This window comes from Streptomyces sp. NPDC002889, assembly GCF_042888425.1.
GTDB lineage: Bacteria > Actinomycetota > Actinomycetes > Streptomycetales > Streptomycetaceae > Streptomyces.
This window is the reverse complement of the sequence record NZ_JBIAPT010000016.1, coordinates 155,633-171,189: the sequence shown is the minus strand read 5'-3', so window position 1 is coordinate 171,189 and position 15,557 is coordinate 155,633. Positions and strand designations below refer to the sequence as shown.

Annotated in this window: 12 protein-coding genes; all 12 read right to left on the bottom strand. The window is 69.7% G+C overall.

Translation table 11 applies throughout. The features are described from left to right. Window positions 1–39: 39 nt before the first annotated feature. Window positions 40–2,418, bottom strand: coding sequence for a TROVE domain-containing protein (locus ACFYWI_RS24500; RefSeq protein ID WP_389236339.1), 2,379 nt, complete (start codon window positions 2,416–2,418; stop codon window positions 40–42). Window positions 2,419–3,207: 789 nt separating this feature from the next. Then, window positions 3,208–4,674 (bottom strand): catalase, encoded by a 1,467-nt coding sequence (locus ACFYWI_RS24495; protein WP_389236337.1) that lies wholly within the window; start codon window positions 4,672–4,674, stop codon window positions 3,208–3,210. Between the two features lie 396 nt (window positions 4,675–5,070). Next, on the bottom strand, window positions 5,071–6,009 hold the full coding sequence (locus ACFYWI_RS24490) for a 2-hydroxy-3-oxopropionate reductase (protein ID WP_389236335.1): 939 nt from the start codon (window positions 6,007–6,009) through the stop codon (window positions 5,071–5,073). A 38-nt stretch (window positions 6,010–6,047) separates the two neighbouring features. Continuing rightward, window positions 6,048–6,914, bottom strand: a complete 867-nt coding sequence (locus ACFYWI_RS24485) for a TIM barrel protein (protein ID WP_389236333.1) — start codon at window positions 6,912–6,914, stop codon at window positions 6,048–6,050. 186 nt (window positions 6,915–7,100) lie between these two features. Next, entirely contained in the window at window positions 7,101–7,931 is an 831-nt protein-coding gene (locus ACFYWI_RS24480; protein WP_389236331.1) for a hypothetical protein, read from the bottom strand. A gap of 49 nt (window positions 7,932–7,980) precedes the next feature. Then, entirely contained in the window at window positions 7,981–8,436 is a 456-nt protein-coding gene (locus tag ACFYWI_RS24475) for a hypothetical protein (protein ID WP_389236404.1), read from the bottom strand. A gap of 92 nt (window positions 8,437–8,528) precedes the next feature. Continuing rightward, window positions 8,529–9,800, bottom strand: a complete 1,272-nt coding sequence (locus ACFYWI_RS24470; RefSeq protein WP_389236329.1) for an MCE family protein — start codon at window positions 9,798–9,800, stop codon at window positions 8,529–8,531. Continuing rightward, entirely contained in the window at window positions 9,797–11,098 is a 1,302-nt protein-coding gene (locus ACFYWI_RS24465) for an MCE family protein (protein WP_389236327.1), read from the bottom strand. Before ACFYWI_RS24465 ends, ACFYWI_RS24470 begins: the two co-directional genes overlap by 4 nt. Before the next feature lie 14 nt (window positions 11,099–11,112). After that, on the bottom strand, window positions 11,113–12,270 hold the full coding sequence (locus ACFYWI_RS24460; protein WP_389236325.1) for an MCE family protein: 1,158 nt from the start codon (window positions 12,268–12,270) through the stop codon (window positions 11,113–11,115). After that, window positions 12,270–13,247, bottom strand: a complete 978-nt coding sequence (locus tag ACFYWI_RS24455; protein ID WP_389236323.1) for an MCE family protein — start codon at window positions 13,245–13,247, stop codon at window positions 12,270–12,272. Before ACFYWI_RS24455 ends, ACFYWI_RS24460 begins: the two co-directional genes overlap by 1 nt. After that, complete coding sequence (locus tag ACFYWI_RS24450; RefSeq protein ID WP_389236321.1) at window positions 13,244–14,278, bottom strand: MCE family protein; 1,035 nt, start codon at window positions 14,276–14,278, stop codon at window positions 13,244–13,246. Before ACFYWI_RS24450 ends, ACFYWI_RS24455 begins: the two co-directional genes overlap by 4 nt. Continuing rightward, the gene (locus ACFYWI_RS24445) at window positions 14,275–15,555 is read right to left on the bottom strand and encodes an MCE family protein (protein ID WP_389236319.1); all 1,281 of its coding nucleotides are present in this window, start codon (window positions 15,553–15,555) and stop codon (window positions 14,275–14,277) included. The genes ACFYWI_RS24450 and ACFYWI_RS24445 overlap by 4 nt, the downstream gene beginning before the upstream one ends. Window positions 15,556–15,557 lie beyond the last annotated feature (2 nt).

Here is a 15,557-nt window from a genome sequence, read left to right as displayed (position 1 = left end):
GGTACCTGACCTGATGTCAGGATGGCCGGAGGAGGCTTCCTATCCCTGCTCCCAGGGCCAGACCGCGTTCCGTCCGGCGTCCAGCAGCGGGATCATCGCGAACGCCGAGTCCGTCAGCCCGCCCATCGCGTGCCGGTTCCCGCCGCCCGACGGCATCGCCCCCGCCTTGTAGCCGGCCATGTTCCACATGTACACCGGCACATGCTGCGGAACGAGGTCGTCGATCCGGGTCTCGGGCATGCCGCCCCACTGAGCCCCGTGGCAGTTCGACGGCAGCCAGCCGGGGCGAGTCTGCTCGTCGGTGACGATGACGACCCGGTCGTGCCGGTCATAGTGCTGCTTGACCGCGGACGGGATGTCGGTGCCGCTGATCTGCCCGAACCGCTCGATCAGCCGCAGCACGCTGCCTCCCTTGGGGACGTCCATCGCCTTGCTGGTCATACCGAACTCGACCAGCGTGGGCGCGGCCGCGCGCGCCGCCAGGGCCGAACCGAACACCGCGGCCTGCTCGGCGAGCGGGATGTCCGACCGGTTCGCGGTCGAGTAGCCGTAGCCCGGGAACATGCTCGGGGAGCGGTCGACCAGGATCAGCGTCCGCCCGGGCAGAGCGGGCACGTTCGCCAGCGCGTGCCCGAGCGCCTGCTCCAGCGCGTGCGCCCACCGCAGCGACGGAGCGTGCTTGTACGCCGCCCAGAACCGGAACGGGAACACCCGCGAGCGGCGCACCTCCTCCGCGTCCGAGATCTTCGAGGCGACCCGCGCCGCGACCTCGTCGGAGACACCGGCCTCGTCGAAGTTCCGCAGGTTCCGGATGAGCGCCATGAGGCCCATCGACGGAATGACGGCCTCCCATGCCGCGGCGTCCATCGGACCCTGCAGCCAGCCGGCCAGAGCCTCCCACGTCATGCCGGCGTCCTGGGGCAGGCCGCGGTCGAGCAGCAGCCCACGGCGGTCCGCGACCGGCACACTCATGAGCGCGGCGCGCTGCCGCAGCATCACCAGCCGTGCGGGGATGTCCTCGCCGTTGCCGTGGCGGCGGTCGAGAGCGTGGCGGAAGAGGTCGCCCTGCCAGGGCCTGTCCGGGGCGGGCGACGCGTGCACGAGGTTGAGGACGTCGCCGAACCGGTAGCCCTTGGAGTCGGTGTCGTACTTGAGGAGGCTGTTGTGCGCGAGGAAGCCGTCGGCAATGAACGTCCGCGCAGACGTACTCATCGTGACGTTCTCGCGCATGCCCAGCGGTTCCACCGCTGTCACATTCGCCCAACTGGATCCGGGCGCGACATGCGGGCCCTTTGATACAAGGTCCCCATCGACCCACAGCCGGTCCCGAGACAGCCGTATCGGCTGCACCGTGCCGAGTAGCCGCATGGCCTCGTATCGACCGCCAAGGATCTTGAGTACCTCCTTCGTGTGTCGATTCCCCTTGGGCTCGTACTGCTGGATTGAGAACTGAAAACCGAGGTGCTTGAGGATCACCTTCGAGTGCTCCAGCGTCGGGCCCACGTTCTGGCCGACTCCGACGGACTTGTGATTGATGTAGCCCTCGCCGTCAAGGTATCCGGCGAGCCAGCCGGCCTCATACGAGTAGTCCACCGCCCAGGGCGCCCCGAAGAAGACGAGCTTGTCCGCTACCTTCAGATCACCGGCACGTCGCCACTCCCGGTTCCGGGAGTTGTTCGTCACAACGAACATGTGGTCAACCGATACGGATGTCTCGCCGCGATCCGTGACGACCTTGACCGTCTCCAGCATGGCGTTCCGTGTCGCTGTCACCACGGAGACTCGCATCTTGGCCGACTGCCCCTTGCCTTTCCCGCGCACCTCTTCGTCGAAGCCCACGAGTTCGTCACCAACGAGGAGCTCACCAGCTCGAACCCATGTCAGGTCCCGCTTGAGCACGAGCGTGTCAGGGGTGACGCAGCGTTCGCTGTACAGCCGCCGTACGGCGTCGGCGATGCCGCGCTTCACCGGCTTCGGGATGTTCCGGCCGTAGCGCGAGGTCCAGTAGCCCAGGAGCTCGCCCGGCTCGTCGGCACGCTGCAGGACCGAAGCGATGACCTGCCGTGAGTGGCCGTGCGCCGCACGTGTGAGCCGCTCCGCGGTGAACTCGGCCGCGCCGACGAGCGCCGCGGTGCGCATGTTCCCCTCGCCGCGCAGCCACTTCAGCAGGCCGGCGGTCCACTCGGGATCCTCGATCGCGAGCCGGCGGACGAGACCCTCGAAGCGGTCGTCACGCTCGGCGCCCTTCTCGTAGAAGGTGTCGACGCCGACGAGGTTGGACACGGCGAGAAGGAAGAGTTCGCTCTTGGCATCCCGGAGATGCCCGGTCGCGCCCTCGTAGGTCGGCGTGGTCCGCCCGGTCGTGGTCACGGGCGAGCCACCGGCGGGGCGGGTGGTGCGGGTGTTGAAGCGTGCCACGGAAGGATCCCTCGTAATGGAGGGGAGGCTCAGCATGGGGGCGCCCGAGATCGAGGTCGGCGACGGAGACATGGATGCTGGGCCGCTGCACCGCAGTCCGGCCGGAGCCGGACCGCCGGGATTCGAACCCGGGTCCTCTTTTTGACAGAAAGAAGTATCCGCTGCCTGCGCACCGGGCGCCCCGATGCTGTGCCTCCCGAGATCAAGGACGGCCTGCGGCGCGATTCACCCAAAGAAGTAGCCGCCGGCCTGCGCACCGGGAGGTGCGAGATTGTGAAGTTGTGCGCCCAGAGGTCAAGTTCGGTGCAGGTACGTAAGGTGCTCTGCCGATTGAGCTACGGCAGCCTTTCGGCGCCGGTGGGACTCGAACCCACAACCACCCCATTAACAGTGGAAGTAACCCGCTCCTTCGCACCTGGGCACCGTCACCGTAACCGTGAAGTCCGTTCGTGCGCACGTGAGTTTTGACTGACGGGGCCCATGACGTTGCTGCCGCCCGACGGTGCGAGGCCGGCGTGCCGGAACGTTCGCGCCGCCGGGCGGGATCCGTGGGGTCCCGGGGACCGCGGCGGGGCGATGGGCTCTCCGGCCGGCCCTTCCTTCATGTCAGGAAAGGGGCGGGGAGGCCCGAACCACCGCACTGGCTCGCACGCCGCCGCGGTCCTCCAGGTGTCCTCGCCGCAGGCCGTCGTTCATGCGGCCGACGGTTCGGACGGCGTACGGAAGGCGGACCTTCCGGTCGACTCCCGTACGCGGCCAGGGCGTTGCATGATGCTGCTGCCCGAGAGCTCAGTCCTCGCGCAGGGCCCGGACCGCCTCCTCCACGCGCTTGCCGTAGTCGGCGTCCGCGGCGTGGAAGTGGGCCAGGTTCTTCTCGATCACGTCGTCGCGGGTGACCTGGGACAGGCCGCCGGCGATGTTCGCGACCAGACGCTGCTTCTCCTCCTGCGACATCAGACGGTAGAGCTCGCCTGCCTGGAAGAAGTGGTCGTCCTTGACGTGTTCAGGCGCGGGGTGGGTGCCCGTCCAGCCGTGGACGGCCAGTGGGGCCGACAGTGCGGAGTCCGTCTGGGCCGGGCCCGCGTACGAGTTGGGCTCGTAGTTCTTCTCATGGCGCGAGCCGTTGCGTGTGGCCATGAAGCCGTCGCGCCCGTAGTTCTCGGCAGATCCGCCCGGCACGGCCCTGGGCGCGTTGACCGGCAGGTGGGTGTGGTTCACACCGAGGCGGTAGCGATGGGCGTCCGCGTACGCGAACAGCCGGCCCTGGAGCATCCTGTCCGGCGAAGGGCCGATGCCGGGAACGAAGTTGTTGGGCGAGAACGCGGCCTGCTCGACCTCGGCGAAGACATTGTCCGGGTTGCGGTCGAGGACCAGGCGGCCCACGCGCTGCAGCGGGTAGTCGCTGTGCGGCCACACCTTTGTCAGGTCGAACGGGTTGAAGCGGTATTCCGCGGCCTCGGCCGCCGGCATGATCTGGACGTACAGGGTCCAGGACGGGTTCACCCCGCGCTCGATGGCCTGGAGCAGGTCCGTCTGGTGCGAGTCGGCGTCGCTGCCGACCACTTCGGCGGCCTGCTCGGACGACAGGCAGCGGATGCCCTGGTTGGTCTTGAAGTGGTACTTCACGAAGAAGGCCGCGCCGGCCGCGTTCGTCCACTGGTAGGTGTGGGAGCCGTAGCCGTTCATATGCCGGTACGAGGCGGGGATGCCGCGGTCGCCCATCAGCCAGGTGATCTGGTGCGTCGCCTCGGGGGCGTGCGCCCAGAAGTCCCAGACGTTGTCAGGCTCCTGCTTGCCCGTGAAGGGGTCGCGCTTCTGCGAGTGGATGAAGTCGGGGAACTTGATCGGGTCCTTGATGAAGAACACCGGGGTGTTGTTGCCGACGAGGTCGTAGTTGCCCTCTTCGGTGTAGAACTTCAGCGCGAAGCCCCGGGGGTCGCGCACCGCGTCGGCGCCGCCGAGTGAGTCGGCCACGGTCGAGAAACGCAGGAACGTCTCGGTCCGCCTGCCCAGCGCGGAGAGGAAGTCCGCCTCGGTGAAGCCGGTGACGTCGTCGGTCACTTCGAAGTATCCGTACGCGCCGCTGCCGCGCGCGTGCACCACGCGCTCCGGAATACGCTCACGGTTGAAGCGGGCGAGCTTCTCCAGCAGGTGCTGGTCCTGCAGGAGGAGCGGGCCCCCGACGCCGGCGGTGGCGGAGTTCTGGTTGTCGGCGACAGGGGCGCCGGACTCGGTCGTGAGCACGCGCTTCGACATCGTGGCCTTCCGTACGGGAGTTGCACTGGTGACGGTCCGAGGAGCGTAGATACGCCCCAGAGGAAACGTCAACAGTTTGTTGAAGTTGAGAGATGGGGTTCCGGCCGGCGCCGACGCCTGGGCGCGACAGGACAGGTGTCGGCGCCGGCACCGACCGGAAGCTTGCCGGGGCCTTGCACGGCCCGGGCCTTACCGGGGCCCTGGTTGGCCAGCGCCTTGCCCGGTCCGTGTAGGCCGGGGCGGGGGCCGTCGGTGGTTGCTGCCCGGTGGTGGGTTTCCATGGGGCAGGCCACGGGGCCGGGGTTGACCAGGGTCTTGCCCGGGCCGGGGCGGGGGCGTTGGTGGTTGCTGTTCGGTGGTGGGTTTCCATGGGGCAGGCCCACGGGTGGCGCCAGGTCAGACCTGGGTGCCGGAGAGGCGCTCGACGGAACGGAGCAGGGCGGAGTGGTCCAGGCCGCCGTCGCCCTGGGCGCGGAGGGAGGCGACCAGTTGGGCGACGACCGCTCCGACGGGCAGGGCGGCGCCGACGTTGCGGGCGGCGTCGGTGACGATGCCCATGTCCTTGTGGTGCAGGTCGATCCGGAAGCCGGGCGTGAAGTCCCGGTTCAGGAAGTTGTCCTTCTTACGGGTCAGCACCGTGGAGCCGGCCAGGCCGCCGTTCAGGACGTCCAGTGCGGCCTGGAGGTTCACGCCGGACTTCTCCAGGAAGACCACGGCCTCGGCACACGCCTGGATGTTGACCGCCACGATCAGCTGGTTGGCGGCCTTCACCGTCTGGCCGGAGCCGTGCGGGCCGCACAGCACGATGGTCCTGCCGAGGGCCTCGAGGATCGGCAGGGCGCTGTCGAAGTCGGACTGCTCGCCGCCGACCATGATGGACAGCACCGCCTCGATGGCACCGGCCTCACCGCCGGAGACGGGGGCGTCGAGCACCCGGATTCCCTTGTCGGCCGCGACCTTCGCCAGGTCGATCGAGGTCTGCGGGGTGATCGATGACATGTCGATCAGCAGCGCGCCGGACTTCGCGTTGTCCAGGATTCCGTCGGGGCCGTAGGCGATGGCCTCGACCTGGGGCGACGCGGGCACCATCGTGATCACCACATCGGCGTCCTTGACCGCCTCCGCGAGGGAGGGGGCCGCGGTGCCGCCGGCCGCGGCGAGGCGGTCCAGCTTGTCCTGCTCCAGGGTGTAGCCGGTGACGGAGTAGCCCGCCTTCAGCAGGTTCTCGGACATCGGGGAGCCCATGATGCCGAGGCCGATCCACGCAATCCTGGGTTGGGTCGGGTGGGGCGAATCCACACGGGCCGGGCGGGCGGGGTCTGCGTGGGTGCTCATGAGGGTGCCTTCCTAACGGCATCAATACGTCAGCGAGTTCAGCGAGACCGGCGGGCCGCGCGGGCCTGGGCGGGCAGCCACTCGAACGACTCGGCGCTCGGACGGTCGCCGGCCTTGTACTCCAGGCCGACCCAGCCGCCGTAACCGGCCTTCATCAGCTCGTCGAGGAGCTGCTCCAGCGGGAGCGAGCCGGTGCCGGGAGCGCCCCGGCCCGGGTTGTCCGCGATCTGGACGTGGCCGGTCTTGTCGGCGTACGCCGCGATGACCTGGCTGACGTCCTCGCCGTTCATCGACAGGTGGTAGATGTCCAGCAGGAACTTCGCGTTCCCGAGGCCCGTCGCCGCGTTCACCCTGTCGACGACCTCGATCGCGGCCGGGGCGCTGACCAGTGGGTACAGCGGCGACTCCGGCTTGTTCAGCGTCTCGACCAGCAGGATCGCCCCGATGCGGTCGGCCGCGCGGGCCGCGAGCGCGAGGTTTTCCAGGGCGAGGGCGTCCTGGATCTGTGGGTCGAGGCCGTCGACGCGGTTGCCGTACAGCGCGTTCAGCGCCCTGCAGCCCACCGATGCGGCGAAGTCCGCGGCCACCTCGATGTTGGCGCGGAAGCGGTCGGACTCCTCGCCGGGTACCGAGAGCGCGCCGCGGTCGGGGCCCGGCAGCCGCCCGGCGTAGAGGTTCAGGCCCACCAGCTGGGTTCCCGCGTCATCGAGTGCCTGCCTGAGTGCGTCGAGTTCGGCCTGAGGCGGGGTGGGGGTCTCGGCCCAGGGCCACCACAGCTCGACCGCCGTGAAGCCTGCCGCCGCGGCTGCGGCGGGGCGCCGAAGGAGCGGGAGTTCGGTGAAGAGGATCGAGAGGTTCACGTCGAAGCGCTGGTCCGTGACTGCGTCTTCCGGGAAGCGGGCCATGAGGGCTGCGCGCTCCTTCCGTATTGCGGAAGTTAGTTTCTGCCTGATGGAAGACTGCCCGGGCGGGGCTGACCTGTCAAGGCCGGCAGACAAAAAAGGGCGCCTCCCGTGCCGGGACAGATGGCCTGCTCAACAGGCTTCTGCCGTCCCGGCACGGGAGGCGCCGCGCGGATACGCGCGCTACGGCTACAGCGCGTCCACCGCGCTCACCTTCCAGCCGTCGGAGGTGCGGGTCATCGTCATCCGCACCCGGTTCAGATCGACACGTGGCCCCGTGACCTGCGTGCTCGTGGTCACCTGGTTGACGAAGAGCAGCACGACCGCCTTGTCCGCAGACGCCGACACCACCGAGGCGGCAGGTGCGCCCCCGGCCGGCGGCTTCACCACCGTCGCCTTGACCACCCCGTGGTACTTGGCCGCGGTCGGTGCGACCACCGCCTTGGTGGTCCGGCCGTACTCGTCACGGAACGAGCCGGTCAGATGGCCGCGCGCCGCGGCGAAGTCCCGCTCCAGCCGCCGGTAGTCGTACGAGAGCACGGACGGCGCCGCCTGCTGCGCCGCGGCCAGCGCCTGCACCCGCGCCGCGTCCGTACGCCGTCCGTCCACGTACTTCCACCCGAGCACAGCGGCCGCGGCCAGCATCGCCGTCACCAGTACGGCCAGCGCGACGCAGAACCGTCCACGCCGCCGGGCCCGAGCCGCTCCGGCCACAGGCTCCCCGGCCTGCAGAACCGGCCCGGCGTGCTGCTCCTCAGGCCGTCGCCCCTGGTCCGCGTCGTCGGGCGCCTCCAGCGGCACCGCCGCCCGCTCCACCCGGTCCGGTCGTTCCACCGTCACCACATCGGGGACCGCGACCGGCCCCGTACTCACGTCGGTGCCCCGCTCCGCCACGCCGACGGGCATCCCCGTTCCGGGCCCGACACGTTCCGTGCGCTTGGCCGCCGCACGGGCGGCCGCGGCCATGGAACGGCGGCCGGGAGATGCGACGCCGGAGCCTCGTCCAGTCGGGTTCGCCACGGTCCTGCTCCTCACTGCTGGTGTCACTGGTGTCTGCTCGGGCGCGCCGTCAGCCGACGAACTCGACGGCGGACGTCAGCCAGCGGCCGCGTTCGAGTACGAGATCGAGCTGCAGGCGATAGGTGCGGGCCTGGCCCTCGGGGGCGGCGGTGTTGGTCACCTTGCTGTCGGCGACCACGAGCACGCGCGCCGTGCGCTCGTCGGCACGCGTGATGCCCGCCTCGAGCACCTGCCCCTGCGACACCGACTTGTTGGCCGCGACCAGCTTCGTCAACTCGGCCGTCTGCGCCGCGAACTGCTCCTTGAACTCACCGGTGGCGCCCCCCAGCACATTTGCGCTGTCCTTCTCGTAGCGCCGGTAGTCGAGCGAGGTGAAGTTCAGCGCGGACTGCCGGGCCGCGGCCAGGATCTCCTGGTGCCGGTGCGCCGCGGCCCGCTGCTCGTACACCTGGACACAGAGCCAGCCGCTCAGCGCCGTCGTCACGACCGTCGCCACCGCGAGCATCGCCGGCAGTGCCCTGCCGCGCCGCGCGGCGGCCGAGGTCCTCGTACCGAGCAGACGCAGCCACCGGGTCAGGCGCGCGAGGATGCTCCCGTTCATGCCATGGGTCCAACGAGCAGCCATTGCCACGAGTCCTTTCCGAGCAGGCTCTGTTCGCCGCCCGTCGAGCCGATCTCGACGAGCGTTCCGTCCGGGCCGGCGACGATGCCGGTCTCCGGGTCGTACGGGGTGACATACGAGGCGCGGCCCGCGCCCGAGCCCGTGGAGGCACCGGGTGCGTTCTGGGCGCCGCGGACCGAGGTGGCGCTGCCGCGCGGGGCGGTGCAGCGCGCGTTCGTGTTCGCGGGGCGCCGGGATGTGTCCGAGGGGTCGCGCCGCTGGGTGCCGTATCCCTGGCGGCACGGCGGCGGATCGTCGGCGCCGGTGACCATGCCGAAGTGGGTGGTCCCGTCGCCCGGGATCACGGTGGAGCTGCCGGCGACGACCACCGGGAAGGTGACCAGGGCCTGCTCCACACCCGGCAGCCGTGCCACCGTGATCTGGCCGCCGCTGATCAGGTTGCCGAGCAGCACGGGCAGATGGGTCTTGTTCGCCTTGAGCAGCGAGTTCACCTCGTACGCGGCCGACGGGGTCGAGTCGACCAGCCTGCGCAGGTCGCCGTCGCTCGATTTCAACTCCGCGGTCAGGGCGGCCAGATCATGCGAGAACGACGTGATCGCCGACCCCTTGTCGGCCTGTGTCTTCAAGACCGTGCGCGAGTCCTCGATCAGCGACGTGGTCTGAGGCAGGGAGGCCGACGCCGACTCCACCAGGTTGTTGCCGGAGTCCACCAGCCGGCTCAGATGCGGGCCGGTGCCGGCGAAGGCCTTGCCGAGCTCGTCGACCGTGATCCGCAGATCGTCCTTGCCGACGGACTTGACCAGCCGGTCCAGACCGAGCACGAGATCCGTGGTCGGCAGCGGCACCCGTGTGTCGGCTCGGGCGATCACGCTGCCCTCGTCCAGATATGGGCGGCCGCTGCCGCGCGGCTGCAGATCGACGTACTGCTCGCCGACCGCCGAACGGTTCGCCACCACCGCGAGCGTGTCTGCGGGTATCCGTTCCCCGTCCTCGATGTCCAGCATCGCCGAGACCCCGTCGGCGCCGGCCAGCCGCAGCTCACCGACCCGGCCGACCGGAACCCCGCGATAGGTGACCTCGGCGCCGGGGAAGATGCCTCCGGACTCGGCGAACTCCGCGCGCACGGTGTAGCCGCGGTCGAGGAGCAGATCCGCCAGGCCCGTGTAGCGGGCGCCGACGTACGACACGCCGACGGCGGTGACCGCGGCGAACGCGAGCAACTGGGCCTTGACCGTACGAGTGATCACGGTTGCATCCCCTTCAGCAGGAGCTCGGCGAGAGCGAGATCGACCCCGGCCGGGAAGCGGTCGCCGTCCTTGTCCGGGCTTCCGTAGGCGGCGTAACTGCCGGTGCACACCGGCGGGCACAGAGGAGCCTCACCACCGGACGGCGCCGAGGGTGATCCGGGTGACCGCGGCGCCCCCGGGCCCTGCGGCAGCCCGGTGGGCAGCGGGACGCCCGGTACGTCGGGCAGCTCCGGAACGTCCGGCACCTTCGGCGGCTCGGGCACATCCGGTGCGCCCGGCTTCTCCGGCGGCTTGTCCGCGAGGTTGCCGTAGACGCTCGCCAGGTCGAGATCGGCGGTGATCGAGAGATTGACGTAGTCGCCCTTGATGGCGTCCGTCACATTGCGCGGGAACGGATAGGTCGTCATCAGCTCCAGCGCGTTGGGCAGATCGTTGCCCGCCTTGTTCAACTGCTTCAGGATCGGCTGGAGATGGCGCAGATTGGCGACCACGTCGGCCCGTGAGCCGTTGACCACCTTGGTGCCCGTCGTGCCGAGCTTCGACAGCGAGGTGAGCATCGCGGTCAGATTGCGCCGCTGGTCGGCCAGCACCTTCAGGGCGCCCGGCATGGTGTCGACCGCCGTGGCGATGGTCTTCTTCTCCTTGGCGAGCCGCTTGGACAGCCGGTCGATCCCTTCGAGTGCGCGCACGATCTCCTTGCGCTGCCCGTCGAGCCCGCCCAGGAAGGTGTCCAGCTCGGTGAGCAGGGACTTCACCCGGTTCTCACGGCCCTCCAGAGCCTTGTTCAGCTCCACGGTGATCGTCTTCAGCTGGGCGACCCCGCCGCCGTTGAGCAGCGCCGACAGCGCGGAGAGCACCTCCTCGATCTCCGGGTTGCGTCCGCTGCGGGCCAGCGGGATCCGGTCGCCGTCGGCGAGCTGGCCGGCGGGGGCCGTGTCCACCGGGGCGGACAGTGCCACGTACTTCTCGCCGAGCATGCTGGTCTGGCGCAGCTCGGCGATCGCGTTGCCCGGCAGCCGCACCGTGCCGTCGACCCGCAGCCGTACCCGCGCGTGCCAGCCGGCCAGCTCGACCTTCTCGACCGAACCCACCGTGACGTTGTTGACCTTCACGGCCGACTGCGGCACCAGGTCGAGTACGTCCCGGAACTCGACAGTGACGCGGTACGCGTCACTGTCGGTGGCCGCGCCGCCCGGCAGCCCCACCTCGTACAGGCCGTTGAACTCGCAGCCGGTGAGCACCACCGAGCCCAGCGCCGTCCACACGGCCGCCGCCCTGCCCCTGCGCAGCGCAGTCATGACGCCCTTGCTCCTCATGCCCCGGCCTCCAGGATTCCGCCGAGCGTCCGGTCGACCGGTCCGGTGCCCGACACCGGTGCGGTGTGCGGCAGTTCGGGCAGGGTGTCGAAGAGCTCGTCGAGCTCCTTGCAGTCGGGGTTCCTGCCCCCGGCGTCCCCGGTCGTGCGCAGCAGCGAGCACAGCAGCGCGGCCGGATCCTGGGACTGCTCGAGGTTGTTACGGGTGTCGAGCGTCCCGGACGAGGGGTTGTAGGCGTTCTGCAGATTGGACAGTCCGGCCGGTGCGACCTCCAGCAGTTCCGCCAGGGCCGCCCGCTGGGTGACCAGCACCTTGGTGACCTTGCTGAGCCCCTTCACGTCGGACGTCAGGGCCTTCTTGTTGTTCCGTACGAACGTGGACACATCGCCGAGCGCCTTGCCGAGGTGGCGCAGCGCGGCGGCCAGGTCCTTGCGTTCCCCGGCGAGCTGGTCGGCCACCTCGGCGAGACTGTCGTTGAACGACCGGACGTTCTTGTCGTCGGCGGCCAGCGCCGCGGTGAACACCTGCAGATTCCGTACGGTGCCGAACAGGTCCTTCCGGCCGTCCGACAAGGTGGTGACCGCGAGCGACAGGTCCTCGACCGTCTGGTGGAGCTTCTCGCCCTGGCCGCCGAGGTTGTCCGCGCTCACCCCGAGCAGCCGGGACAGCGAACCGTCTGCGTTGGCCCCTTGGGGGCCGAACGCCTCGGCCGTGGTGTGCAGACTGTCGAAGACCCGGTCGAGCTCGACCGGCACGGCCGTACGGCTCTCGGGGATGACCGCACCGTCCTCCATCGCGGGCCCGCCGCGGTAGACGGGCAGCAGCTGTAGGTAACGGTCGCTGACGACCGAGGAGTTGATGATCGCGGCCTGGGCGTCGGCGGGGATCCTGCGACCCGAGTCGTACTCCAGCTCCACCCGCACCCTGCGGCCCTGCGGAGTGATCTCCTTGACCTCGCCGACACGGACCCCGAGGACGCGCACGTCCGAGCCGGGGTGGATGCCGACGGTGCGGGGGAAGTAGGCCGTGACCCGGACCGGCGTCGAGCGGGGCCACAGGACGACCGCCGTCGTGCCCGCGACGAGGGCGAACACCACGGCAAGTGCCACGCGCCTGGTGGCTGTGCCGCGTATCTTCGACCGAAAGCGGCTCATCACGAACCTCCCTTCCGCGGGACCACCGGGGCGGCGACCATGTTCTGGATGTAGCTGTCGAACCACCGGCCGTTGCCGAGGGTGTTGGTGAAGACCCGCACATAGGGCGCGAGCAGCTGGACGCTGCGGTCCAGGCTCGCCTGGTTGCGTTCGAGCATGGCGACCACCTGATTGAGGCCCTTGAGCGCCGGGCCGATCTCCTTCTCGTTGTCCTCGACCAGACCGGACAGCTGGATGCCGAGTGCGGCCGAGCTCTTGAGCAGCGAGTGGATGGCCGCCCGCCGCGCGGCTATCTCCTTGAACAGCTTGTCGCCGTCCTTGATCAGCGCGGAGAACTCGCCCGAGCGCTCCGACAGCACACCGGTCACCCCGTTGGCGTGATCGAGGAGTTCGCGCAGCGCCTGGTCTCGGGAGGCCACCGTCCGGGAGATCTTCGACAGCCCCTTGATGGACTGCCGGACCTCGTCCGGGGAGTCCTCGAACGTGGCGGAGATCGTGTCCATGGCCTTGGCCAGCCCGTCCGTGTCGACCTTCTCCGTGGTCGTCGTCAGATCGCTGAACGCCGCCACGACGTCGTACGCCGGAACCGTCCGGTTCAGCGGGATCTCACTGCCCGCCGCCAGTTGCCCCGGGCCCTTCGGCTGCAGCGCCAGGTACTTGGCCCCCAGGATCGTCTTGACCCTGATGGCCGCCCCGGTCCTGGTGCCGAAGTCCGGCTCCCCCTTGACCCGGAAGGTCACCTTCACATGGTCACCGTCCAGGTCGACCTCGTCGACCTTGCCGACCTTGACCCCGGCGATCCGTACCTCGTCCCCGGGCTTGAGCCCGCCCGCCTCGGAGAACGCCGCGCTGTAGGTCTCGCCGTCGCCGATCAACGGCAGGCCGTCGGCGTTGAACGCGGCCACGGCGAGCAGCGCGAGCGTGGTGACGCCCACGGCTCCGATGACCACAGGATTTCTCTCGCGGAACGGAATCATGAGCACCTCGCCCGGGCGACATGGAGCTCGGGGGTGATGACATCCCGGGTCTTCGGAAGCACGATCCGGCCGTCGAAGTCGCAGAGGTAGAAGTTGAACCAGGAGCCGTACGAGGCGGTCCCCGTCAGCTTGTCGAGCTTGTTCGGCAGCCGTTTCAGCACGCCCTCCACGGTCTTCTCGTTGTCGTTGAGCGTGCCGGTGAGCTCGGTCAGCTCGGCGATGTCGTCGCGGAGCGCCGGCCGGGCGTCCTCGAGCAGACCCGAGGTGGCCTCGGTCAGCCCGTCGATGCCCGCCAGGGACGCACCGATGGGCTTGCGGTCGGCGGACAGCCCGGAGATCAGCCGCTGCAGCTGCTTGAGCAGCCCGGAGAAGCGGGCGTCCCGCTTGTCCAGGGTCTGCAGCACCGTGTTGAGGTTGTCGATCACGGACCCGATCAGCTCGTCACGGTCGGCGAGCGTCGTGGTGAGCGACGCGGTGTGCGCGAGCAGGCTGTTGACCGTCCCGCCCTCGCCCTGGAGGGTCTTGACGATCTCAGTGGCGAGCTGGTTGACGTCCTTGGGGCTCAGCGCGGCGAACAGCGGCTTGAAGCCGCCGAGGAGCGCGTTGAGGTCCAGCGCCGGCTTCGTGCGGGACAGCGGGATCACCCCGCCGGGCCTCAGCCGCGTGCCGTCGCCCGCGCCCTCGGTCAGCGCGACATAGCGCGAACCCACCAGGCTGCGGTAGCGGATGACCGCGCCGGTGCTGGTCAGCAGCGGCCGGTCACGGCGGACCGTGAACGTCACCTCGGCCAGCGTGCGGTCCTTGATCGCGATGTCCTGCACCTCGCCGACCCGGACACCGGCCACCCGGATGTCGTCGCCCTCCTCCAGGCTGGTCACATCGCTGAACACCGCCCGGTAGGTGTCCTCGGCAGCGAACGAGACGTTCACGATGGTCGCCGCGAGCAGCGCGGTGGCCAGCACCGTCACCACCCCGAACAGGCTGAACTTGATCAGCGGAGCGGCCGTGTCAGTGGCGCGTGTCGTCCTCATGCGACGCTCACCGCCGTTCCGCGGGCCATCGGACCGAACAGCAGCGTCGCGACCGCGGGCACCCGGTCGGCCGGCACCCCGAGGACCGGGGCCACGAGGGAGCCGACGGCCCGCTGCTCGGCCGCGGTGGCCGACACCCCGGCCCCGCCGGGCGGGCCGCTCGCCGCTGTATGCGACGTACCGTCGTCGAGACGGATGTCCGGTGCGGGCACAGGGGGGCTGGGCAGACCTCTGCAATCGGGTCCTGAGCGCTCTGCATAGCGCGGTTCCTCACCGGGTCGGTACGCGGGTCGCGGGCGGACGAATTCGAGCGTGATACGCATCTGGCCGCCCCTGAACGCCTCTTCGGAAGCCTTCTCCTGCTTCACCAGGCCGTCGAGCAGGCACGGGTACTCGGGGGAGTAGCGGGCGAACAGCGCGAGCGTGGGCCGTGAGACACGGCCGAGCGTGATCAGCCGGTCGCCGTTCTCGTCGAAGAACTCCTCGGCGGTGCCGGCGACCGTGGTGGTGGCTTTGAGGCCCTCGGCCAGCCGGTCCCGCTGCTCGACGAGAGTGCGGCTGGTGGTGACGGAGTTGCGCAGGATCCGCATCAGATCGGGCGCGGCATCCCCGTACACCTCCGCCACATCGGCGAAGCGCGCGATGTCCTCCTTCAGGGACGGCATATGGGGATTCAGTTCGCGCAAGTAGCGTTCGACGCGGGTCAGATTGGCGCCGATACGGTCGCCGCGCCCCTCCAGCGCGGTGGCGAACGCGGTCAGCGTGGCGTTGAGTTCCGCGGGCCGCACGGTGCGCAGCAGCGGCAGCAGGTCGTTCAGCAGCTGCTGCACCTCGATGCCCACCGTGGTGCGGTCCTGGGTGATCACATCACCGGCCCGGATGTGCCGCCCCGCGGCCCCACGGGGCGGAACCAGATCGACGAACTTCTCGCCGAACAGCGTCTTGGGCAGCAGCCGGGCGTGCACATCGGCCGGGATACGGGAGACATGCTGCGGCTTCAGCGCGATGTCGACCGTCGCCTTGCGCCCGTCGGCCCGCACCGCTCGCACCTCGCCCACCAGCAGCCCGCGCAGCTTCACATCCGCCCGCGGGTCCAGCTGGTTGCCGAGCGTGTCAGCCTCCAGCGTGATCCGTACGACCGAGGTGAACACCTGCTGGTACACGGCCACCGACAGCGACAGCAGCAGCGCCATGACCACGAGGAAGGCGATGCCGTACAGCCGCAGCCGGGTGCTGCGCGCCACGGCCGATGACAAGGCCGGTCCTGGAATGCGCATCG